The sequence below is a fragment of the Microbacterium sp. DT81.1 genome, assembly GCF_049844955.1.
Lineage (GTDB): Bacteria > Actinomycetota > Actinomycetes > Actinomycetales > Microbacteriaceae > Microbacterium.
This window is the reverse complement of record NZ_JBNCMA010000004.1, coordinates 293,116-314,499: the sequence shown is the minus strand read 5'-3', so window position 1 is coordinate 314,499 and position 21,384 is coordinate 293,116. Positions and strand designations below refer to the sequence as shown.

The 21,384-nt window shown below is 69.8% G+C and carries 19 protein-coding genes and 1 tRNA gene; 10 read left to right on the top strand and 10 right to left on the bottom strand.

The genetic code is table 11. From position 1 onward, the window contains the following. Window positions 1-12: 12 nt before the first annotated feature. The 3 genes from ACLQ2Q_RS12975 to ACLQ2Q_RS12965 all read right to left on the bottom strand — a co-directional run bounded on the left by ACLQ2Q_RS12975 (window position 13) and on the right by ACLQ2Q_RS12965 (window position 2,044). Window positions 13-945: a DMT family transporter gene (locus tag ACLQ2Q_RS12975; protein WP_425821072.1), complete on the bottom strand. Its 933-nt coding sequence runs from the start codon at window positions 943-945 to the stop codon at window positions 13-15. 13 nt (window positions 946-958) lie between these two features. Then, window positions 959-1,031: transfer RNA gene (locus tag ACLQ2Q_RS12970), tRNA-Thr, on the bottom strand. 29 nt (window positions 1,032-1,060) lie between these two features. Beyond that, window positions 1,061-2,044 carry a DsbA family protein gene (locus tag ACLQ2Q_RS12965; protein WP_425820870.1) on the bottom strand — a complete coding sequence of 328 codons (984 nt, stop codon included), beginning with the start codon at window positions 2,042-2,044 and terminating at the stop codon, window positions 1,061-1,063. Window positions 2,045-2,262: 218 nt separating this feature from the next. Here ACLQ2Q_RS12965 and ACLQ2Q_RS12960 point away from each other — a divergent pair, with 218 nt between their 5' ends. Further along, window positions 2,263-3,366, top strand: a complete 1,104-nt coding sequence (locus tag ACLQ2Q_RS12960) for an ABC transporter ATP-binding protein (RefSeq protein WP_425820869.1) — start codon at window positions 2,263-2,265, stop codon at window positions 3,364-3,366. Between the two features lie 87 nt (window positions 3,367-3,453). Beyond that, window positions 3,454-4,764 (top strand): DUF4032 domain-containing protein, encoded by a 1,311-nt coding sequence (locus ACLQ2Q_RS12955; RefSeq protein ID WP_425820868.1) that lies wholly within the window; start codon window positions 3,454-3,456, stop codon window positions 4,762-4,764. 25 nt (window positions 4,765-4,789) lie between these two features. On the opposite strand, the gene ACLQ2Q_RS12950 is transcribed toward ACLQ2Q_RS12955, so the two are convergent. Next, window positions 4,790-5,788 carry a LacI family DNA-binding transcriptional regulator gene (locus ACLQ2Q_RS12950; RefSeq protein ID WP_425820867.1) on the bottom strand — a complete coding sequence of 333 codons (999 nt, stop codon included), beginning with the start codon at window positions 5,786-5,788 and terminating at the stop codon, window positions 4,790-4,792. Window positions 5,789-5,975: 187 nt separating this feature from the next. On the opposite strand from ACLQ2Q_RS12950, the gene ACLQ2Q_RS12945 reads away from it, so the two are divergent. From ACLQ2Q_RS12945 to ACLQ2Q_RS12930, 4 genes are read left to right on the top strand one after another with little or no spacing between them, the layout of a single operon-like run. Beyond that, window positions 5,976-7,268, top strand: coding sequence for an extracellular solute-binding protein (locus ACLQ2Q_RS12945; protein WP_425820866.1), 1,293 nt, complete (start codon window positions 5,976-5,978; stop codon window positions 7,266-7,268). A gap of 13 nt (window positions 7,269-7,281) precedes the next feature. Further along, complete coding sequence (locus ACLQ2Q_RS12940) at window positions 7,282-8,322, top strand: carbohydrate ABC transporter permease (RefSeq protein WP_425821071.1); 1,041 nt, start codon at window positions 7,282-7,284, stop codon at window positions 8,320-8,322. Then, a complete protein-coding gene (locus tag ACLQ2Q_RS12935) occupies window positions 8,322-9,197 on the top strand; it encodes a carbohydrate ABC transporter permease (RefSeq protein WP_425821070.1) in 876 nt (291 codons plus the stop codon). The genes ACLQ2Q_RS12940 and ACLQ2Q_RS12935 overlap by 1 nt, the downstream gene beginning before the upstream one ends. Before the next feature lie 8 nt (window positions 9,198-9,205). Beyond that, the gene (locus ACLQ2Q_RS12930; RefSeq protein ID WP_425820865.1) at window positions 9,206-11,500 is read left to right on the top strand and encodes a glycoside hydrolase family 3 N-terminal domain-containing protein; all 2,295 of its coding nucleotides are present in this window, start codon (window positions 9,206-9,208) and stop codon (window positions 11,498-11,500) included. A gap of 176 nt (window positions 11,501-11,676) precedes the next feature. Here ACLQ2Q_RS12930 and xylA read toward each other — a convergent pair whose 3' ends face one another. Beyond that, entirely contained in the window at window positions 11,677-12,867 is a 1,191-nt protein-coding gene (gene xylA, locus ACLQ2Q_RS12925) for a xylose isomerase (RefSeq protein WP_425820864.1), read from the bottom strand. Window positions 12,868-13,045: 178 nt separating this feature from the next. Between xylA and ACLQ2Q_RS12920 the strand changes: the two genes are divergently transcribed. Next, complete coding sequence (locus ACLQ2Q_RS12920) at window positions 13,046-14,227, top strand: ROK family protein (protein ID WP_425820863.1); 1,182 nt, start codon at window positions 13,046-13,048, stop codon at window positions 14,225-14,227. Here ACLQ2Q_RS12920 and ACLQ2Q_RS12915 read toward each other — a convergent pair. From ACLQ2Q_RS12915 to cysS, 3 genes are read right to left on the bottom strand one after another with little or no spacing between them, the layout of a single operon-like run. Then, window positions 14,211-14,852, bottom strand: a complete 642-nt coding sequence (locus ACLQ2Q_RS12915) for an NAD(P)-dependent oxidoreductase (RefSeq protein WP_425820862.1) — start codon at window positions 14,850-14,852, stop codon at window positions 14,211-14,213. The two genes, ACLQ2Q_RS12920 and ACLQ2Q_RS12915, sit on opposite strands and share 17 nt — an antisense overlap. A 22-nt stretch (window positions 14,853-14,874) precedes the next feature. Beyond that, window positions 14,875-15,864: a 23S rRNA (guanosine(2251)-2'-O)-methyltransferase RlmB gene (gene rlmB, locus ACLQ2Q_RS12910; protein ID WP_425820861.1), complete on the bottom strand. Its 990-nt coding sequence runs from the start codon at window positions 15,862-15,864 to the stop codon at window positions 14,875-14,877. Next, a complete protein-coding gene (gene cysS / locus ACLQ2Q_RS12905; protein ID WP_425820860.1) occupies window positions 15,854-17,266 on the bottom strand; it encodes a cysteine--tRNA ligase in 1,413 nt (470 codons plus the stop codon). Before cysS ends, rlmB begins: the two co-directional genes overlap by 11 nt. Before the next feature lie 198 nt (window positions 17,267-17,464). On the opposite strand from cysS, the gene ACLQ2Q_RS12900 reads away from it, so the two are divergent. Further along, window positions 17,465-18,388, top strand: coding sequence for a DMT family transporter (locus ACLQ2Q_RS12900; protein ID WP_425820859.1), 924 nt, complete (start codon window positions 17,465-17,467; stop codon window positions 18,386-18,388). Between the two features lie 3 nt (window positions 18,389-18,391). Beyond that, entirely contained in the window at window positions 18,392-18,856 is a 465-nt protein-coding gene (locus ACLQ2Q_RS12895; RefSeq protein WP_425820858.1) for a GNAT family N-acetyltransferase, read from the top strand. Between the two features lie 29 nt (window positions 18,857-18,885). On the opposite strand, the gene ispD is transcribed toward ACLQ2Q_RS12895, so the two are convergent. Next, window positions 18,886-20,091 carry a 2-C-methyl-D-erythritol 4-phosphate cytidylyltransferase gene (gene ispD, locus ACLQ2Q_RS12890; protein ID WP_425820857.1) on the bottom strand — a complete coding sequence of 402 codons (1,206 nt, stop codon included), beginning with the start codon at window positions 20,089-20,091 and terminating at the stop codon, window positions 18,886-18,888. 98 nt (window positions 20,092-20,189) lie between these two features. Continuing rightward, the gene (locus ACLQ2Q_RS12885; RefSeq protein WP_425821069.1) at window positions 20,190-20,672 is read right to left on the bottom strand and encodes a CarD family transcriptional regulator; all 483 of its coding nucleotides are present in this window, start codon (window positions 20,670-20,672) and stop codon (window positions 20,190-20,192) included. Between the two features lie 179 nt (window positions 20,673-20,851). On the opposite strand from ACLQ2Q_RS12885, the gene ACLQ2Q_RS12880 reads away from it, so the two are divergent. Continuing rightward, entirely contained in the window at window positions 20,852-21,361 is a 510-nt protein-coding gene (locus ACLQ2Q_RS12880; protein ID WP_425820856.1) for a DNA modification methylase, read from the top strand. Window positions 21,362-21,384: the final 23 nt, after the last annotated feature.

The following is a 21,384-nucleotide window of genomic DNA, read 5'->3' as shown; positions in this document are numbered from 1 at the left end:
GGCGTTCGGTCCTCACGAGGAGGGCCGGCGCCGCCGATGCGCCGTCGCCACGAACACCGATGCCAGGGCGACGGCGACCATGGCCGCCGATTGCCCCAGACCGGGTGCCGCGGCCGCCGGCCACACGGCGTCGATCAGCACCGAGGTGAGCAGCTGCCCGACGACGGCCCCGAGTCCGAGCAGCAGCACTCCGGTGTACTGCACCAGCGCGGCCGACAGGAAGATGTAGGTGACCCCGATGGGGCCGCCGAGGTAGAGCCACGCGTCGGTGGGGAAGCTCGCCGGAGCACCCTCGATCGCGATGTGGATGCCGGCGGCGATGCCGAGGGCGATCGAACCGCCGACGAAGTTCACGAGGGTCGCGGTGAGCGGGGTGCCGACCCGCTGCCGCAGCCTCCCATTGGTCGCCTGCTGCCACGCGATGCCGACACCCGTCAGGAACGGCAGCAGCAGCATCCACCACGGCACGCTGCCGAGCGTGTCGCCGACCAGCGCGATGCCCACTGCCGCGAGCGCGAGGCCCGCGCCGGCGACGCGGCCCATGGTCACCGCGACGACGCCCGCCGGGCTGTAGCCGATGCGGTCGAGCACGAGCCCGTTCACCGTCTGCCCGGCGACGAGCCCCACCGTGAAGAGCGAGACGCCGATGAAGGCCACGGTCAGACCCTGGGTCGCCACGGTCAGCGCGCCCGCGAGACCGCCGGCCAGCATCCACCACGGAATCGTGCGCGCACGCACGCCGTGTGCGAGCGCCCGAACTCCTCGTCGCCCGGCCGGAAGCGCGGCCGAGAGAACGAGCAGGATCACCAGGCCGGTGGCGAACGACACGATCGCCGCGGTCAGGCCGTCATCGAGCCGGGCGCCGAGCTGCCCGTTCACGCGCGCCTGAGCGGCGGTGAGAACGCCGACGAGCACGGCACCCGCGATGGCGAGCCACGCGGGCATCCGGGTCGTCACGAGCCGACTACGGGACTTGAACCCGTAACCCCCTAATTACAAGTTAGGTGCGCTACCAATTGCGCCAAGTCGGCGGAAGCCCCCAGTTTAGCGGGGGCTCGGCTCACGGCGCTGTCGTCGGGGACGGAGTCGCGCTCGGGGTCGCGCTCGGGGTCGGGGTGGGTGACGGCGTGCTGTAATACGCGTCGCTCGAGAGCGTGAGCACGAACTGCGCGAACTCGGCGGGGTCATCGAGCTTGCCGACGTAGGGCTGGCCGTTCACGAGGATCATGGGCGATCCGGTGAGCGTCGTGCCGTCGGTGCCCGGCAGATCCTCGCTGAGGGCGCGCTCGGTGGCATCCCGCACCCACAGGGCGAAGTCCTCGTCCTCGATGCACGCGCGAACCACCTTGGGGTTCTCGGCGCCCGCGGCGATCGCCTTCGCGGCGAGCTCGGGATCGGTGTACCCGTCGGTGTCCACATCCGGCTGCTTCACGAGAAGCTCGTGGTTGAAGGCGAAGAACGTCTCGGGCGCGTGGGTCGCCACGCAGGCCGTCGCGTTGGCCGCCCGCATCGAGTACTTGGTGCCGTTCGACTTCGCCGTCAGCAGCGCCACCGGGTGATAGGTCAGCACGGCCGCCTCTTCGCTGACCCACTCCGAGAGCTGCTTGGCGTTGGCGAGCTGGAACTCCCCCGCGCCGGGCGAGAGGTAGTCGACGTAGATGCGGATGTCGATGGGAGGCGGCGTCGTCGCGGATGGTGCGGGCGAGGCCTCGAGGGCCTGGGGCGTCGGCGTCGCCGTGGGCGCCGCGTCCGTCATCGGGCCACCGGGAACGCTTGTCAGCGGGATCGTGCCGAACGCGTCGACGACGATGCCGTCATCCTGCATGTTGGCCGGGTTCAGCAGGGGCTTGGATGCCGCGGACGCGAACACCCAGGTCACCACGACGCCGATGGCGACGACCGCGGCCACGATGGCCACACCGGCCGACACACGGCGGATGATCCTCGCCCGCGACTGCTGAGCGTGCACCTGCTCGGCCTTCTCCCGCACCGCCGCACGCCGTCCGCGCGCAGCGGGAGCGTTCGGCGTCTCGTCGTTCGACATGAAACCTCTTGAATCCCTGGCCCGGGCGTACCCGGGCGGCCGCTCACTGCGGCAACCTGAACGATGCTAGCCAGGGAGCCTGGGAAATGCCCAGATGCTGGCCCGGCGATCGCCGTGTCATACTAGAGCAGCGCCCGACGAAGGGCGTGCGGTTCGCCCCGCAAATCCATTCACTACGGATCGTCCGGCACGTACCTGCCGGTGAAGGAGAAGAAACAATGGCGTCAGTCACGTTCGACAACGCAACGCGCTTGTACCCCGGGGGCACTCGTCCCGCGGTCGACAAGCTGAACCTCGAAGTCGCGGACGGGGAATTCCTCGTTCTCGTCGGACCCTCCGGCTGTGGCAAGTCCACGTCGCTGCGCATGCTGGCCGGCCTCGAAGAGGTCAACTCCGGCCGCATCCTGATCGGCGACCGTGACGTCACCGACGTCCCGCCGAAGGACCGCGACATCGCGATGGTCTTCCAGAACTACGCGCTGTACCCGCACATGACGGTCGCCGAGAACATGGGCTTCGCGCTCAAGATCGCCGGCGTCGGCAAGGACGAGCGCGCCGCCCGCGTGCTCGAGGCCGCCAAGCTCCTCGACCTCGAGGACTACCTGACCCGCAAGCCGAAGGCCCTCTCGGGTGGCCAGCGTCAGCGCGTCGCCATGGGTCGCGCCATCGTGCGTCAGCCCCAGGTGTTCCTGATGGACGAGCCGCTGTCGAACCTCGACGCGAAGCTGCGCGTGCAGACGCGCACGCAGATCGCCTCGCTGCAGCGCCGGCTCGGCGTCACCACGGTCTACGTCACGCACGACCAGACCGAGGCGCTCACGATGGGTGACCGCATCGCCGTCCTCAAGGACGGTCTCCTCCAGCAGGTCGGCACGCCCCGCGACCTGTACGAGCGTCCGAACAACGTGTTCGTCGCGGGCTTCATCGGTTCGCCCGCCATGAACCTGTTCGTCTCCAACCTCGCGGAGGGTGGCGTGCAGTTCGGATCCGAGGTCGTGCCGCTCGACCGCGACACCGTCGGCCGTGCACACGGCAGCCAGCTGACGATCGGCGTCCGCCCCGAGGACATCGTGGTGGGCCCGGCCGATGGCAAGGGCCTCCCCGTGGTGGTGGATCTCGTCGAGGAGCTCGGCGCCGACGGATACCTCTACGGCCACACCGACATCGCCGGCAAGCGCACCGACATCGTCGCTCGCGTCGACGGCCGCAGCCACCCGATCGCGGGCGACACCGTGACGCTGGCGGCGGCGGCGGGACACGTGCACGCCTTCGACATCGAGACCGGCGAGCGCCTCAACGACTCGGTCGTCCCCTCCATCTAGGGACGGTCGCTCGCTGCGACACGAGAACAAGACGCGGCGCGGGTAGCCTGGAGGCTGCCCGCGCCGCGTCTTTCCTTTGAGGGGACCATGCCCGACTCGCTCAGCATCACCGCCAGCTCCATCGATCCGGGTCTGCTCTCCCTCCCGTGGTCGACCACTCTCGCCGAGTGGCCGAGCAGCACGATCGTGTCCCTGCCCAAGGGCCTCTCACGGCACCTGGTGCGCTTCGCCAACCTGTCCGGTTCGGTGGTCGCCGTCAAAGAGACCACGGCGCAGATGGCAAGGCGCGAGTACGACATGCTCGGAAACCTGAACCGCCTCGATGTGCCATGCGTCGAGAGAGTGGCCGTCATCGCCGGGCGGACGGACGCCAAGGGCAGGCCGCTTCCGGCGGCTCTCGTGACGGCGCACCTGCGCTTCTCGCTGCCGTACCGGGCGCTGTTCACGCAGGTGCTGCGGCCCGACACCGCCAACCGGCTCGTGGACGCACTCGCGGTGCTGCTCGTCCGCCTGCACAACGTCGGGTTCTTCTGGGGCGACGTCTCGCTGTCCAACACCCTCTTCCGTCGCGACGCCGGGGCCTTCGCCGCGTACCTCGTCGACGCGGAGACGGGCGAGCTGCACGAGAGCGGGCTCACTCCCGGTCAGCGAGAGCACGACCTCGACGTCGCGCGCACCAACATCGCCGGCGAGATCATGGACCTCGAAGCCGGCGGGCGCCTCGAGGGCGGCGTGGACGCCCTCGCCATCGCCGACGGAATCGTCTCGTCGTACCGGTCGCTGTGGGGCGCCCTGACGGTGCAGGAGAGCTTCTCGGCCAACGAGGCCTGGCGCATCACGGAGCGGGTGCAACGGCTCAACGCCCTCGGCTTCGACATCGGCGAGATGAGCATCCAGACGGAGGCGGAGGGCACGCGCGTCGCCATCCAGCCCAAGGTCGTCGATGCCGGCCATCACCAGCGCCGGCTGCTGCGGCTGACCGGGCTCGACGTCGAGGAGAACCAGGCGCGCCGCCTGCTCAACGACCTCGACGAGTTCCGCGCGCGCACGTCTCGGCTCGGCACCGACGAGGAGATGGTCGCCCACGAGTGGCTGACCCGCGTCTTCGAGCCCGTCATCAAGGCGATCCCGTTCGACCTCCGAGCCAAGCTCGAGCCGGCCGAGGTCTTCCACCAGGTGCTCGAGCACCGCTGGTACATGTCGCAGGCGCGCGGGCGGTCGGTGCCGCTCGCGGAGGTGCTGACGTCGTACATCCGCGACGTGCTGCGTCACCGGCGGGATGAGGCGACGATCATGGGACCGCCGACGGAGACACTGTCGCTGCCGGTCATCACGCAGAGCGGCTCCCCGTTGGACGAAGACGAGGCCGACACCGTGGACTGGCGCGACCTGGTCTGAACCGAGAGCGTCTCCGTCGGATGCTTCACGGCGGTGGCGCGGTCGTCGCGCGCGGCACGAGGCGGGTCGGCAGCCGCAGATGCGTCTTCTTCGGCGTCTCCCCATCCATGAGCGCAAGCAGGAGCTTGGTCGCCGCCTCGCCCAGCCGCTGCATGGGCTGGCGCACCGTGCTGAGCGGAGGAATGTGACGGGAGGCCTCGGGGATGTCGTCGAAGCCCACCACCGAGAGCTCGCCGGGGACTTCGATCCCGAGCTCCGTCGCGACCAGCAGAACGGCGATGGCCGACAGATCGTTGGCCGCGAAGATGGCGGTCGGACGGTCGTGGTGCGAGAGCAGCTGGTGCGCGAGTTCCCGTGAGGCATCGACCTGGTATCGACCGACTCCGACGAGCGAAGGATCGAACGAGATGTCCGCCTCCAGCAGCGCGCTTCGATAGCCGGCGTCGCGCAGGGCGGACGAACGCAGATCCGGGCGTCCCGCGATGAAGCCGATACGGGTGTGTCCGAGTCCGATCAGGTAGCGGGTTGCCAGCTGTGCGCCGTGATAGCTGTCGGACTCCACCGTGGGGAGGTCGGCCGGGCCGGTGTGCGGGTCGATCGCGACGATCGGGACGTCGGCGGAGACGTTCACGACCGACGGCGTGACCATGATCACGCCGTCCACGAGGCTCCCGCTCAATCTGCTCACCGAGCGCCGCTCCCAGCCCTCGCCGGTGCCATCCTGCGAGCCGCTGTACGCGAGCAGGTCGAATCCCGTGCCTCGCACAGCGGCACCGACCCCCTTCAGGATCTCCGCGGTGAACGGCTCGAACTCGGGCACGAGCACGCCGATCACCCCGGTGCGGTGCGACCGCATGCTGCTGGCGCCGAGGCTCGACTGGTAGCCCAGTCGCTCGACGACCTCGAGCACGCGACGCATGGTCTCCGGTGCGACGCCATAACGTCCGTGGACGGACTTCGACACCGTCGACACGGAAACGCCCGCCGCCGAGGCGACGTCGTGAATGGTGGCGCGGCGTCCCATGAGGGTGAGTATAGACATGGAAAAGGTTTTCGAAAACGTTTGACACCCCCGAATCGACTTGCGACACTGATTTTCACCTTGGGTGCCCTCTGGGCTCCGAACGCACATCGCAGTGGCTCGCTGCGATCATGCGGATTCACACACCTCGATGGGCGAGGTGCGACTCGATGAAGAGGACGGAAATCACATGAATGGCAAGAAACTCCTGCTGGGGTCTGCCGGACTGGTCGTCGCGGCGCTCGCTTTGAGCGGCTGCGGCGGTGGAGCCGGCTCGGAAGGATCCGGAGACGGCGACGTCACGATGACGTTCTGGCACAACTCCACGACCGGCGAGGGCAAGGCGTACTGGGAAGACACCGTGGCGGCGTTCGAAGAGGCGAACCCCGGCGTCACGATCGAGATCCAGTCGATCCAGAACGAGGAGATGGACGGAAAGCTCCAGACCGCGCTCAATTCCGGCGACGCGCCGGACATCTTCATGTCCCGCGGCGGCGGCAAGCTGGCCGACGTCGTGAAGGCAGGGCAGGCCATGGACATCACCGACGGCATCTCGGATGCGACGCGGACCGCCCTCGGTGACGCCGTGCTCTCGGCGTTCGAGATCGACGGCAAGAACTACGGCGTGCCCACCGCGGTGCTGCCCTCCGGCATCTTCTACGCCTCCGACCTCTTCGAGGCCGCGGGGGTCGCCGCCCCCCCGACGACGATCGACGAGCTCGTGTCGGTCGACGATCAGATCAAGGCCACCGGCGTCGCGCCGATCGCCGTCGGTGCGAAGGACGCATGGCCGGCCGCCCACTGGTACTACAACTTCGCCCTGCGTGCGTGCTCGAAGGATGTCATGGACGAGGCTGCCGACAGCCGGAGCTTCGATGACCCCTGCTGGCTGACTGCGGGCGAGAACCTGCAGGAGTTCATCGAGACCGATCCGTTCAACGAGGGCTTCCTCACGACCACCGCCCAGCAGGGGGCCGGCTCGTCGGCCGGCCTGCTGGCCAACCACCAGGCCGCGATGGAGCTCATGGGCGCCTGGAACCCCGGCGTCATCGGATCGCTCACACCGGATGAGAAGCCCCTGGCCGACCTCATGTGGTTCCCCTTCCCCGAGGTGGAGGGTGGCGACGGAGAACCCGGCGCCATGATGGGCGGCGTCGACGGGTACACCTGCTGGGTCAACGCCCCGAAGGAATGCGTCGACTTCCTGAACTTCACCGCCGAGAAGGCCAACCAGGAGGCGTACGCCACCGCCTTCCACACGCTGCCGGCTTCGCAGGAGGCCCAGGGCGTGGTGACCGAGCCCGCACTGCAGGAGGTCCTGAAGGCCTACAACGCGGCGCCCTACGTCATGGTCTGGCTCGACACGCTGTACGGCCAGAACATCGGCAACGCCCTGAACGTCGCCGTCGTCGACATGTTCGCCGGCGAGGGTGACGCACAGGCCATCGTCGACGCCGTGAACGACGCGGCCGCGAAGTCCTGAGACGAGATCAATGATGGCTTCCGCACGCGAAACACCGCAGTTCATTGCGGACGCGCCCCGGACGCCCGAGGCCGACGGGGGCGGCGCTCAGCCGCTGCCCCCGTCCGGCCGGCCGCCGGCCGGCCGGCGGGCCGGGCGAGCGTCCCGCGGCACCGGGCTGGGTCCCCGGCTCGAGCTCGCGATCCTGATCGGACCCGCTCTGGTCGTCTTCGTCGCCTTCGTGATCTTCCCGGTCGTGCTGGCGGCCTACTACGGGTTCTTCAGCTGGACCGGCTTCGGGCCGGCGGTCGACTTCGTCGGGCTGCGCAACTACGTCGTCATCCTCACCGACCCCGCCTTCCACGAGGCGCTCGGGCACAACGTGTTCATCGCGGTCATGTCGCTCGTTCTGCAGGGGCCGGTCGCCCTCGGTCTCGCTCTGCTGCTGAATCGCAAGCTGCGCTACCAGTCCGTCATCCGGGTGCTCATCTTCGTGCCGTACGTGATCTCCGAGGTGGTCGTCGGCATCGGGTGGAGTCTGATGCTCCAGTCCAACGGCGCGCTCAACGGCCTGCTCAACCGGTTCGGCCTCGGTGCGCTCGCCTCCGACTGGCTGTCGGACCCCGCCGTCGCCATCTGGACGCTGATGGTGATCATCACGTGGAAGTACATCGGATTCGCCGTCATCCTGTTCCTCGCGGGGCTCCAGGGGATCCCCGACGAACTCTCCGAGGCCGCGGCGATCGACGGCGCCTCGTACTGGCAGATCCAGCGTCACATCGTGCTGCCGCTGCTCGGGCCGACCATCCGCATCTGGGCGTTCCTGTCGATCATCGGATCGCTCCAGCTCTTCGATCTCGTCTGGATCATCTGGGGCCAGTACATCGCCTCAACCGCCGGCACCTCCACGATGGCGACGTACATGGTCGCCAACGGGCGCAACGCCGGCAGCTACGGCTACGGCAGCGCCGTCGCCGTCGTGATGTTCCTCATCTCACTCGCGGTGGCGCTGCTCTACCAGCGCTTCCTGCTCCGACGCGATACCGCCGGGGCCATCACAGGAGGGAAGGCATGATGGCCTCCGCAGTCATCGAGATCCCGCCGGCTCGACAGAGGCCCGCCCCGGGGCAGCGCCGAGCGGGCGGTGACCTGATCATCTACTTCGTCGCGCTCGTTCTGATCGCCCTGATGCTCGCTCCGGTCGCGTACGTCATCCTCGGCGGATTCCGCTCGAACTCCGACATCACACTCGACCCGGCCGGCTTCCCGACCATCTGGCACTGGGAGAACTACGTCGACGTGCTCGTCAGCCCGGTGTTCTGGCGCCAGGTCGGCAACTCGACGATCGCGGCGGTCGTGACGACCGCCGTGGTGGTGGCGTTGGGCCTCATGGCCGCGTTCGCGCTGTCGCGGTACTCGTTCCGCGGTCGTGGCTTGATCTACGCGATCTTCACGGCCGGCCTGATGTTCCCGATGACCGTCGCCATCACGCCGCTGTACATCCTGGTCCGCAACCTCGGCCTGATGAACTCGCTCGCCGGCGTGATCATCCCCCAGATCGCCTTCGCCCTCCCGATCACGATCATCATCCTGGTGCCGTTCCTCGCGGCGATCCCGAACGAGCTGCAGGAGGCGGCTGCGATCGATGGATGCAGCCGCCTGGGATTCTTCTGGCGCATGGTGATCCCGCTCGCGGTCCCCGGGGTGATCACGGTCGGCATCCTCGCGTTCATCGCCAGCTGGAACAGCTACATGCTCCCGCTGTTCATCCTCAACAACGAGGGCGCCTACACCCTCCCCCTGGGAACGCAGGCGTTCGCGTCGCAGTACTCGGTCGACACCGCACGGGTGCTCGCATTCACCTCCTTGTCGATGATTCCCGCGCTGGTCTTCTTCAGCCTGTTCGAGCGGCGGATCGTCGGAGGACTGACCGGCGCCGTGAAGGGCTGAGCACACACATGGGACAGTCGCAGGAACTCGGATCGGCGCGCGTCCGCGCGCTCGTGAGCCAGATGACACACGAGGAGAAGATCGCCCAACTGGGGGCGTACTGGGTCGATCAGGGCGACGAACTCGTCGCTCCCATGGCGGGCGAGCTCGCCTCCTCGACGCGGTACGAGGATGCCACGCGCCACGGCATCGGGCACCTCACGAGGGTGTACGGCACCCGGCCCGTCGACCCCGCCGAACGCGCCGGGTGGCTGTGGGAGGAGCAGCGGCGCCTGCAGACCGACACGCGGCTGGGCATCCCCGCCATCGTCCACGAGGAGTGCCTCACGGGACTCGCCGCCTGGAAGGCCGCGACGTTCCCCACGCCGCTCGCGTGGGGTGCGTCCTTCGACCCCGAGACGGTCGAGGAGATGGCGCGACTGATCGGCGACTCGATGCGGACGCTCGGCATCCACCAGGGACTCGCTCCCGTGCTGGATGTCATCCGCGACCCGCGGTGGGGCCGTGTCGACGAGTGCATCGCGGAGGACCCGTACGTCGTCGGGACCATCGGCACGGCGTACGTGCGCGGACTGCAGTACGCCGGGGTCGACGCCACCCTGAAGCACTTCGTCGGCTACTCCGCATCCCGGGCCGGGCGCAACCACGCCCCCGTCTCGGCGGGCCCGCGGGAAGTCGCCGATGTGCTGCTGCCGCCGTTCGAGATGGCCGTCCGCGACGGCGGGGCGCGCAGCGTGATGAACTCATACGCCGAGATCGACGGGGTGCCCGTCGCCTCGTCGTCGGCGCACCTCACCGACCTGCTGCGGGATGAGTGGGGTTTCGACGGCGTGGTCGTGGCGGACTACTTCTCGGTGCTCTTCCTGCAGACGATGCACGCCATCGCGGGCGACGCCGGGGAGGCCGCCCGGCTCGCGCTCACGGCGGGCATCGACGTCGAGCTGCCGAGCACCGAGGCCTTCGGGGAGCCGCTCCTCGAGCTGCTGCGCAACGGCGGCATCGACGAGGCCGTCGTCGACCGCGCCGTCGTGCGGGTGCTGACCCAGAAGGAGCGGCTCGGACTCCTCGACGAGACGTTCGAGAGTCCGCCCTCATCCATCGACCTCGACTCGCCGGCTTCCCGCGCGATCGCCCGGCGCCTCGCCGAAGAGTCGGTGATCCTGCTGTCCAACGACGGGATGCTTCCGCTCGGCTCGCCGCAGCGGGTGGCGGTGATCGGCCCCAACGCCGACTCCTCCGAGGCGCTGATGGGGTGCTACTCGTTCGCGAACCACGTGCTCGCCCACCACCCCGGCATCGAGCTGGGCTTCGAGATCCCCAGTGTGCTCGAGGCGCTGCGGGCCGAGTTCCCGTCGGCGGAGCTGACATACGCGCCGGGCTGCGGCGTCGATGACCCCGACCGTTCCGGCATCCCCGAAGCGGTGGCTGCCGCATCGAAGGCGGATGTCGCGATCGTCGTCGTGGGCGACCGAGCGGGTCTCTTCGGCCGGGGGACGGTCGGCGAGGGCAACGACGTCGAGAGCCTCGAACTGCCCGGTGCCCAGCGAGAGCTCGTCGAGGCGGTCGTCGCGACCGGCACGCCCGTCGCGCTCGTCCTGCTGACCGGACGCCCCTACTCCATCGGCTGGGCGCTCGACGGCGAGAGCCCGCCGAGCGCGGTGCTCCAGGCGTTCTTCCCCGGTGAGGAAGGCGGGCCGGCTCTGGCCTCGGTGCTCTCCGGCGTCACGAACCCGAGCGGGCGTCTCCCCGTCTCGCTTCCGCGCTCCGCCGGGTCGCAGCCGTTCTCGTACCTGCACCCGATCCTCGGGGGGCCGAACGAGATCACGTCCGCGAGCAGTGCGCCGACGCGGCCGTTCGGATTCGGGCTTTCGTACACGTCGTTCGAGCACTCCGACCTGCGCGTCGACCCCGAAGCCGCCACGAACGACTCCTTCCGGGCCTCCGTCAGCGTTCGCAACACCGGCTCCCGGTCGGGAACCGACGTGGTGCAGCTGTATGCGCGCGATGTGCAGGCATCCGTGACGCGCCCCGTCGCGCAGCTCCTCGGCTACCTGCGATTGGACCTCGAGAGCGGTGCGGAGGAGACCGTCGAGTTCGACGTGCCGACGACCCGGCTCGCGTTCACCGGCCTCTCCGGCGAGCGGATCGTGGAGCCGGGGACGATCGAGCTCTGGGTCGGCGCATCGTGCGCGGACAAGGAGGCGACGGCCTCCGTCGAGTTGACCGGCGCCGTGCACCTCGTCGTCCCCGAGGACCGGCGGTCCACGACGGCTGGCGTGCGATCCGGCGTACGCATCGGCTGAGAAGCGCACGCCTCGGCCGACCATAAGCCGAGCACAACGGCGGGGATGGTCTCCGACACGCCAGCACCGGACGCCGAAACCCGGCGTGTCGCCAAAGATCCCCGCCGTTGTGCACGACCGGTCACAGAAAAGGAGGGCCGCCCGCTGTGCGGGCGGCCCTCCTTTTCGATGTCGGATCAGCCGCGGGCGCCGAGCAGGTGCTCCGTGGCCAGCTGCTGCAGACGCACGAAGCCGAAGCCGTGGCCGCCCAGGTACGCGTCGGTGTCGAAGTCCTCGTAGGCGGACCGGTCGGCGAGAAGGTCGTCGTACGACTCACCCTCGTTGAGGGTGGGCTGCGCGAGCTCGAGGACCTTGGCGGCCTCCAGCGCCTCCTGCACCTCGGGGTCGGCGCGGAACGCCGCCGCCCGCTCCTTGAGCAGGAGGTAGGTGCTCATGTTCGCCGCGGCGGAATCCCAGACACCCTTCTCGTCCTCGGTGCGCGAGGGCTTGTAGTCGAAGTGGCGGGGACCGTCGTACGCCGGGACTCCGCCGGGTCCGCCGTTCTCCAGCAGGTCGACGAGGGCGAACGCGTTGTGCAGGTCGCCGTGGCCGAAGACGAGGTCCTGGTCGTACTTGATGCCGCGCTGGCCGTTCAGGTCGATGTGGAAGAGCTTGCCGTGGTACAGCGCCTGGGCGATGCCGGCGGCGAAGTTGAGGCCGGCCATCTGCTCGTGTCCGACCTCGGGGTTGAGTCCGACGAGTTCCGGCCGCTCCAGCGAGTCGATGAACGCGAGGGCGTGACCGAGCGTGGGCAGCAGGATGTCGCCTCGCGGCTCGTTCGGCTTCGGCTCGATCGCGAAGCGGATGTCGTAGCCCTTGTCGGTCACGTAGTCACCGAGCAGGTTGACGGCCTCGCGGTAGCGCTCGAGCGCCGCGCGGATGTCCTTGGCGGAGTCGTACTCGGCGCCCTCGCGGCCGCCCCACATCACGAAGGTCTTGGCGCCCAGCTCGACGCCGAGCTCGAGCTGGCGGATGACCTTGCGCAAGGCGAAGCGCCGCACCTGCCGGTCATTCGACGTGAACCCGCCGTCCTTGAAGACGGGGGCGCTGAACAGGTTCGTGGTCACCATCGGGATGACGAGCCCGGTGTCGGCGAGCGCGCCCTTGAGCCGGTCGATCTGCGTCTGGCGCTCGGCATCCGTCGAGCCGAAGGCGAACAGGTCGTCGTCGTGGAAGGTGAGGCCGTAGGCGCCGAGTTCCGCGAGCTTCTCGACCGCGTGCACGACGTCCAGAGGCTGACGGGTGGGGCCACCGAACGGGTCGGTTCCGTTGTAGCCGACGGTCCAGAGCCCGAAGGTGAACTTATCGGCGGGAGTGGGGGTAGGCATATCGCTCCTTCGCGTGAAATTGTTGCTCTCTACAACCTATACCAGATGGGCCGGTACGTCCACCCGTTTTCACAGGTCGGGTGGGCAGCGCTTCAGACAGGGCCCAGGTTTGACGTCGAGCGCAACTTATCCCGGTGGGGCATCAACGCCCGGATGCCAGTGGCTCTAACGTGGAGGGGTGACCGACGCAACGCGCGCCTTCGACGGTGTCCACCGCCGCAACCTCTCGAAAGTCCTGCGCCTCGTGCACGCCGACGGCGCGCTGCCGCGGTCGCGGATCACCGAGGCGACCGGGCTGAATCGATCCACGGTCGCCTCCCTCGTGGGTGAACTGGTCGACCTGCAGCTCGTGGTGGAAAGACCCCCTGACCCCACCCGCAGGGTGGGCCGGCCCTCCCCCATCGTGGACGTGGACCTTCGGACCGTCGTGGTGGCCGTCAATCCCGAGGTGGACGCGGTGACCTTCGGCGTGGTCGCGCTCGGGGGGCGCGTGGTGCACCGCGAGCGCGTCGAGATGGATCACATCGTCTCTCCGGAGGAGACCGCAGAGCTGGTGAACGCGACGATCGGTCGCTGGGCGGAAGGCGAACTGGCCGGATGCCGCGTGGTCGCGATCGGACTCGCCGTGCCCGGCATCGTGCGTGCGGACGACGGACTCGTGCGCTGGGCGCCGCACCTCGAGTGGTCGCAGGCCCCTCTGCGCGCGCTGGTGGAGGAGGCCACCCACCTGCCGGCATCCGTCGGCAACGACGCCAGCCTGGGCGCCCTCGCCGAGCACCTGTTCGGTGCCGGCCGGGGCGTGGATGACATCGTGTACCTCAACGGCGGCGCCAGCGGCATCGGCGGGGGCATCATCATCGGCGGCGCGAGCGTCGGCGGCGCCGGCGGCTACGCCGGGGAGTTCGGGCAGAACCGGCCGGGCATCGGGAGTCTCGAGGATCGGCGGGCGGGCGATGGGGTGCTGGAGGACGAGGTCAGCCGCGCGCGCCTGCTCGAAGCCGTCGGCCTCGCAAAGGCCGACGAGCCGACGCTCGCCGGCGCGCTCGCCGCTTCGCCGAGACCCGAGGTGGCCGAGGAGCTCGCGCGGCAGCGCCGCATCCTGGCCACGGCTCTCGGCAACGCGATCAACGTGCTCAACCCGTCGCTCGTCATCCTCGGCGGGTTCCTCGCGACGATCGCCTCGAGCGATCAGGCCGAGCTGGAGCGAGCGGTCGCTGCGCAGACCGTGCCGACGATCTTCGAGGGCACTCGCATCGTCGTCGCCCGGCTCGGCGAGGACAGGCTGCTGATCGGCGCGGGCGAGCTCGCGCTGGCCCGCCTGCTCGATGATCCGGAGTCGGTGCTCAGTACCCCACCGTGAAGCGATCGCGCGAGTGCTTCGGATCCTCGATCTCGTCGATCACGGCCACCCCGAGGTCGGCGCCGGAGATGAGGGATTCGCCCTTCTCGTTCGTCACGAGCACGTCGCCGCCGTCGCGGTACTCACCGGTGCGCTCGCCCTCGTTCCAGGGACCGAATCCGCCGGCGGGATGCACGAAGAACCAGTCGTGGGCCGAGCCCGAGGCCTGCAGGTCCTCCAGCACGCCGATCATCTCGAACGCCTCGGGCTTGAACTCCTCGGTGAAGCCCGGGGTGTCGATCAGGCGCGGTCCCTCCGGCGCGACGAGACTGCCGCCGGCGCCCCCGATGACGCCCAGGCGGGTCGTCTCGGGCAGCAGGGCCGCCAGTTCCGCGACGGCGGGCCGGACGCTGCCCTGCATGTCCCCGCGAGGGGCGACCGCCACCACCACGACATCGGCCCCCTGAAGCTCGGCGACGAGCCCGGGGACATCCAGCAGCGTGCCCTCCATGTAGGTCGCTCCTTCGATGCGGTCCGTCGGGATCGAGCGGGCGACGGAGACCGCGGTGTGGCCTCGCCTCACCGCCTCGGCGACGATGTGACTTCCGGCGTAGCCGGTTCCTCCGATGACGGCGATGCGGGCCATGGCGACTCCTTCGTGTGGGTTGTTACTGCGCGCGGCGACGTGCGACTTCGTAGAGCGCCACCGATGCGGCGATGCCGGCGTTGAGCGACTCGGTCGCCGCCTCGATCGGGATCGAGACGACCTGATCGCAGTTCTCGGTGACCAGGCGCGAAAGACCCTTGCCCTCCGACCCGACGACGATCACGACGGGGCGGTCGGCGAGCTCGAGGGCGGGGAGCGACACGTCGCCCCCGCCGTCGAGACCCAGGATGAACACGCCCTGCTTCTTGAAGTCCTTGAGCGTCGAGGTGAGGTTCGGGGCGATCGCCACCGGGATGCGCGCCGCGGCGCCGGCGCTGGTCTTCCAGGCGGCGCTGTTCACGCTCGCCGACCGGCGCTGCGGAAGGATGACCCCGTGTCCGCCGAAGGCATCCGTCGAGCGGATGATGGCGCCCAGGTTGCGCGGATCGGTCACGCCGTCGAGCGCCACGAAGAGCGGCACCTCGCCGCGATCGATCACGGCCTCGAGCAGGTCGTGCGGGTGCGCGTACTCGTACGGCGGAACCTTCAGCGCGACCCCCTGGTGCACGCCGTCGAAACCCGCCATCCGGTCGAGCTCGGGGCGCGTGACCTCCATCACGGGGATGCTCCGGTGCGTCGCGATCGAGAGCATCTCCTTGACGCGGTCATCCATCTCGACGCGCTGGGCGATGTAGAACGCGGTGGCGGGGATCTTCGCGCGCAGCGCCTCGAGCACGGAGTTGCGGCCCGTGACGATTTCCGTGTCATCCGCTTTCTTCGCGCCGCCGCCTCGGCCGGCCGACGGCCGGGCCGCCGGCTTTCCCTTGCCACCGGCGGCGGTGTAGCGCTCGGCGGCCGCCTTGCGCTTGCCGGCGGGGTGCCAGGCGCGATCCTCGGCCTTCGGGGTCGGACCGCGACCCTCGAGCGACCGCTTGTTCTTGCCGCCCGTGCCCTTCGTAGGGCCCTTCTTGCCCTTGCTGGCGCCGGGGCGCCCAGGCTTGCTACCGGCCACTGATACTCCAATGTGTTTCGTCGGGGGTGTCTTCGAGGGCGATGCCCGCGGCGGCGACGGCGTCGCGGATGCGATCAGCGGCCGCCCAGTCCTTCGCCGCGCGCGCGTCGGCCCGTTGCGCGATCAGGCTCTGCACGAGAGCGTCGAGAGCGGATGCCTCGGCGGAGGCGTCGCCGGTGGACCACTGCGGGTCGAGCGGGTTGATTCCGAGCAGGTCGGTCATCGCGATCACCGACGTGCGTGCGCGCAGCGCCGCATCGGACTCTCCCTCATCGAGCGCCGCGTTGCCGGCCCGCACACTCTCGTGGATGACCGCGAGCGCCTGCGGCACCCCGAGATCGTCATCCATGGCAGCGACGAACGCCTCGGGGAGGCTCCCACCGCCGTCGTCGGATGCCGCACCCTCGCGCGCCGCCCGGGTGAGGAAGCCGCGGATCCGCTCCAGGGCGGCCGCCGCCTCGTCGAACGATGAATCGGAGACGTCGAGGCTCGAGCGATAGTGCGCGGCCGCCAGCGCGTACCGAACGACGAGGGGTTCGCGGGTGGCGAGCAGGTCGTCGGCGAGGACGAAGTTGCCGAGCGACTTGGACATCTTCTGATCGCCCACGTTGACCAGGCCGTTGTGAATCCAGTACCGCGCGAACGGGTCGCCCGCGGCCGTGGACTGCGCCAGCTCGTTCTCGTGGTGCGGGAAGCGCAGATCGAGGCCGCCGCCGTGGATGTCGAACTCTGGTCCGAGGTACCGCCGCGACATCGCGGAGCACTCGATGTGCCAACCCGGGCGCCCGCCGCCCCACGGCGAATCCCACGTGGCGCTCTCCGGCTCGCCCGGCTTCGCGCCCTTCCAGAGGGCGAAGTCCCGAGGGTCTCGCTTGCCCCGGGGATCGGCGTCCTCGGCGGGCTCCATCGCATCCAGGGACTGGTTCGTGAGGCGTCCGTAGTCCTCCCACGACCGCACGTCGAAGTACACGTCGCCGTCTGACCCAGCGCCTGTCGAAGCGTACGCGTGTCCCCGCTCGATGAGCCGCTGGATCAGCTCCTGCATCTGCGGGATGGATGCCGTGGCCCGCGGTTCGTACGTGGGCGGCAGGATGCCGATCGCGGCATACGCCCGCGAGAAGGCCAGTTCCATGCGGTAGGCCAGCGCCCACCACGGCTCGCTGTCCGTGGCGTTGGCCAGCACCTTGTCGTCGATGTCGGTGACATTGCGCACGAACGTCACGCGGCGGTCGCGGGAGAGCCACCGGCGCAGGATGTCGAAGGCCAGCGCTCCGCGGAGGTGGCCGACGTGCGGACCCGACTGAACAGTCGGGCCGCAGACGTAGACGGAGACGTTCTCGGGGTCGAGGGGCACGAAGTCGCGCAGGGCGCGCGCCTTGGTGTCGAAGAGCCGGAGAGTCACCGCACCAGCCTACCGGCGGGCCCCACCCCGAGCCTGGGCACGCGCACAGCAGGGCGGATCCGTCTCGGCCGCCCCGAACACCGCCGACCCCGTGGGACACAACGCAGGAGATCCGGCCGGGGACCGGGTGCGCACCGGAGCCCGACGGTGGGGCTGGCGCGGAACTCCTGCGATGTGTCCAGCGTGTAGAACTGAAGAGTGCTGTCCGTGCTCGCCGTCCTCGCCGCCTCGGTGCTGTTCGGCACGACGGGAACGTCGCAGGCCCTCGGACCCGACGGCACGACGCCCCTGTCGATCGGCGCCGTGCGGCTCGTGCTCGGGGGGACCGGCCTCGCCGCGATCGCATTCGTGCTCGCACGCCGGCACGCCAGGAGCCGGCCTCGGCCGAATCCGCGGACCGGTGTGCGTCCCCTCACCCTGATGGTGCTGACGGGCCTCTGCCTGACGATCTACCAGCCGCTCTTCTTCCTCGGCACCGAGCGCAACGGCGTGGCCGTCGGCACGGTCGTGGCCCTGGGTTCCGCCCCGATCCTCGCGGGACTGCTCGAGTGGGCACTGACGAGGCGGATGCCGAGCGCCACCTGGATCGCGGCCACCCTGCTCGCCACGGCGGGGGTGGTGCTCCTCGGCTTCGGCGGCGAGACGGGATCGGCCGGAACCGATCCGATCGGACTGCTCGGCTCCGTCGGCGCCGGCGCGTCCTTCGCCGTCATCGCCAACGCCCAGCGCCGACTGCTGGATTCCGGATGGGATCCGTTCACGGTCGTCGGCGGGATGGGCGCCAGCTCCGCCGTGCTCTCCGCCCTGCTGCTCCCCTTCGTCGATCTGAGCTGGCTCGCGACGCCCGCCGGCCTGGCGATGGGTCTCTGGCTCGGATTCGCAACCATCTCGATCGCCTACGTGCTCTTCACCTGGGGCCTCGGCGGCCTGACCGCCGCGACGGCCGCCACGCTGACGCTGGGCGAGCCTCTGACCGCCAGCATCCTGGGCATCGTCGTGCTGGGCGAGCGCCTGTCGACGCTGGCCATCGTGGGACTCGTCGTGCTCGCCGCCGGGCTCGCGCTGCTCGCCTGGGGCTCGCGCACCGCCCGCGACCCCCGACCGTTCGCCCTGGAGGCCTGAACCGTGACACACATCGACATCCGCAGCGACGACCTGAGCGGTGACGCGACCCGCGCCCTCATCGCCTTGCACCTGGAGGGGATGCACGCCACGTCTCCGCCCGAGAGCGTGCACGCGCTCGACGTCGACCGCCTGACCGACCCGGCGGTGTCCTTCTGGTCGGCATGGATCGACGGCGAGCTTGCGGGCATCGGCGCCCTGAAGGAGTTCGGCGAGGGGCGTGGTGAGCTCAAGTCGATGCGGGTGGACGAGCGCTTCCTCGGCGCCGGCGTCGGGCGCGCGATCCTTCGTCACATCATGGATGCCGCCCGAGCCCGCGGGCTGACGAGCCTTTGGCTCGAGACCGGCAGTCCGGCGGAGTTCGTCCCCGCGCAGCGGCTGTACGAAAGCGAGGGCTTCATCCGCTGCGGCCCCTTCGGTGACTACACCGATGATCCGTTCTCGGTGTACATGACCCGCGAGCTGTAGCCCGGGCTGTGGTCCGAGCCTGCGTCGGTTCAGGCAGGCACGATCAGGGCGACCGCGAAGGCCTGAACCCCCTCCCCCGCCCCGACGAAGCCCAGGCCGTCGGTGGTCGTGGCCGACACCGACACCGCGGCTCCGCCGAGCGCGGCCGACAGCGCCGCCTCGGCCTCGTGACGGCGCGCTGCGAACCGCGGGCGGGCCGCCTGCACCTGCACCGTGACGTTGCCGATGGCCCAGCCCGCCTCGCCCAGGAGCGCGGCCGTCCGGGCGAGGAACGCGTCGGCGTGGGCGCCCGCGTACTCGGGCTGGGCGGTGCCGAAGTGCGTGCCGATGTCGCCGAGGCTCGCGGCCGACAGCAGCGCGTCGACGATCGCGTGCGCGACGGCGTCGCCATCCGAGTGCCCGGCCAGTGCGGGCTCGCCTGGCCATTCCAGGCCCGCCAGCCACAGCGTGCCGCCGCCCGAGAAGCCGTGCGCGTCGGTCCCGAGCCCCACGCGCGGCACGCGAGGGGCCCTGTCCAGCGACGAGCGGATCGGAGGGATCGGATGCTGCGCCACGAGGCTGCGGGCACGCTCGAGATCGGCGGGCGTCGTGATCTTGAAGGACCGGGGGTCGCCCTCGACACTCGCGATCGGATGACCGGCGGCCGCGACCAGCGCCGCGTCGTCGGTGTACTCCTGCGTGGCCACCGCGTACGAGGTCTCCAGCACGTCGCGCCGGAACCCCTGCGGGGTCTGCGCCGCCGCGAGCTCTGCGCGGTCTACGACCCCGATGATCCGCGCGCCCTCGACCCGCTTGATCGTGTCGATGACCGGAAGCACCGGCACCACTCCCCAGCCGGTGCGGTCGATCGCGTCCACGACCCGATCGAAGACCGCGCCGGGCGTGAGCGCCCGTGCGGCGTCGTGCACGAGCACGATCTGCACGTCGGGCCACACTGCTGCCAGCCCCGCCGCGACGGAGGCCTGGCGGGTCTCACCGCCGGCGACGACCGCCACCAGCTCACGCCGATCGCCCGACGCCTCCGCGGCATCCGTCAGCGCCTCGCCTTCGCGTCCGGACGGCGCGACGATGACCACCTGCGCCGGAGCGGCGGAGAACACGCCGCGGAGCGCATGGCGGAGCATCGTGTGCTCGTCGATCCCGACGAAGGCCTTGGGCGCGCCGGCCGCGAGTCGCGTGCCCGAGCCCGCGGCGACGACGATGACCGCGACGCGCGGAGAGGGTGTGATGTGCACTCCCCCACGCTAGTGCGACGGCCCGCCACCCGTGCGCCGGTCAGGCACAGGGATGGCGGGCCGTCGACGCATCGATCAGGATGCGGAGAACTCGCGGGTCAGGAGGCGAGGACTTCGTCCAGGACCAGGCTGGCCCGATCCTCGTCGGTCTTCTCAGCGAGCGCGAGCTCGGAGATGAGGATCTGACGTGCCTTCGCGAGCATGCGCTTCTCACCCGCGGACAGCCCACGGTCCTGGTCGCGCCGCCACAGGTCGCGCACGACCTCGCTGACCTTGATCACATCGCCGGACGCGAGCTTCTCCAAGTTGGCCTTGTACCGCCGCGACCAGTTCGTCGGCTCCTCTGTGAACGGGGCACGCAGCACCTCGAACACCCGGTCGAGGCCCTCTTTCCCAATGACGTCGCGAACGCCGACAAGGTCGACGTTGTCAGCCGGAACCTCGATTGTCAGATCGCCTTGGGTCACACGGAGCTTGAGATAAACCTTCTCTTCGCCCTTGATCATGCGAGTCTTCACTTCGGAAATCGTTGCGGCCCCGTGGTGGGGGTAGACGACCGTCTCGCCAACCTCAAAAAGCATGGAATTATGTCCCTTCGGCAACCTCCAGGATACCACAGGCGACATACGCTAGAGTTCTCCGCGCGCCGCCCGGCCGCGTCGCCGAGCGGCACTGAGGCCGGAGCACCGGGGGCGAACACACGGGCGCGGGCCGTCAGCCCATAGAATGACGGGACTGCTTGCTACCCCCGGGAGGATCCGTGAAACCGCGCCTCGTCGCGTCCCTCGCACCGCGCCAGACGGCTCGCGCTCCGCGCCTGATGGCGAGCGTTGCGATCGGGGCCACTGTGATCCTCGGAACGGCCGGCTGCAGCATGGTGTCGACCCAGGCGACCACGATCGGGTACTCCCCCTCCGACGGCGTCTCCGTCCCGGACTCCGGGCCGCTGCTCGTGCGCAATGCGCTCATCGTGGCGGATGAGGGGGGCACCGAGGGCAACTTCCTCGCCGCCATCATCAACACGACCGACGAGGCCCAGGAGCTGCGCATGGAGTACGGCGACGACTCCACCGCGACGGTCCGTGTCGGGCCGGGCGAGACCGTCAGCCTCGGTGCCGAGGACGAGGATCCGCTGCTCCTGGAGGATCTCGACGCGCTCCCCGGCAGCACCATCGAGATCTACTTCCAGTCCGGCGATGACGAGGGCGTTCTGCAAGAGGTCCCCGTACTCGACGGCTCCCTCCCGTACCTCGCGCCCTTCGAGCCGTGAGTCATCGACCCGCGGCGTGACCG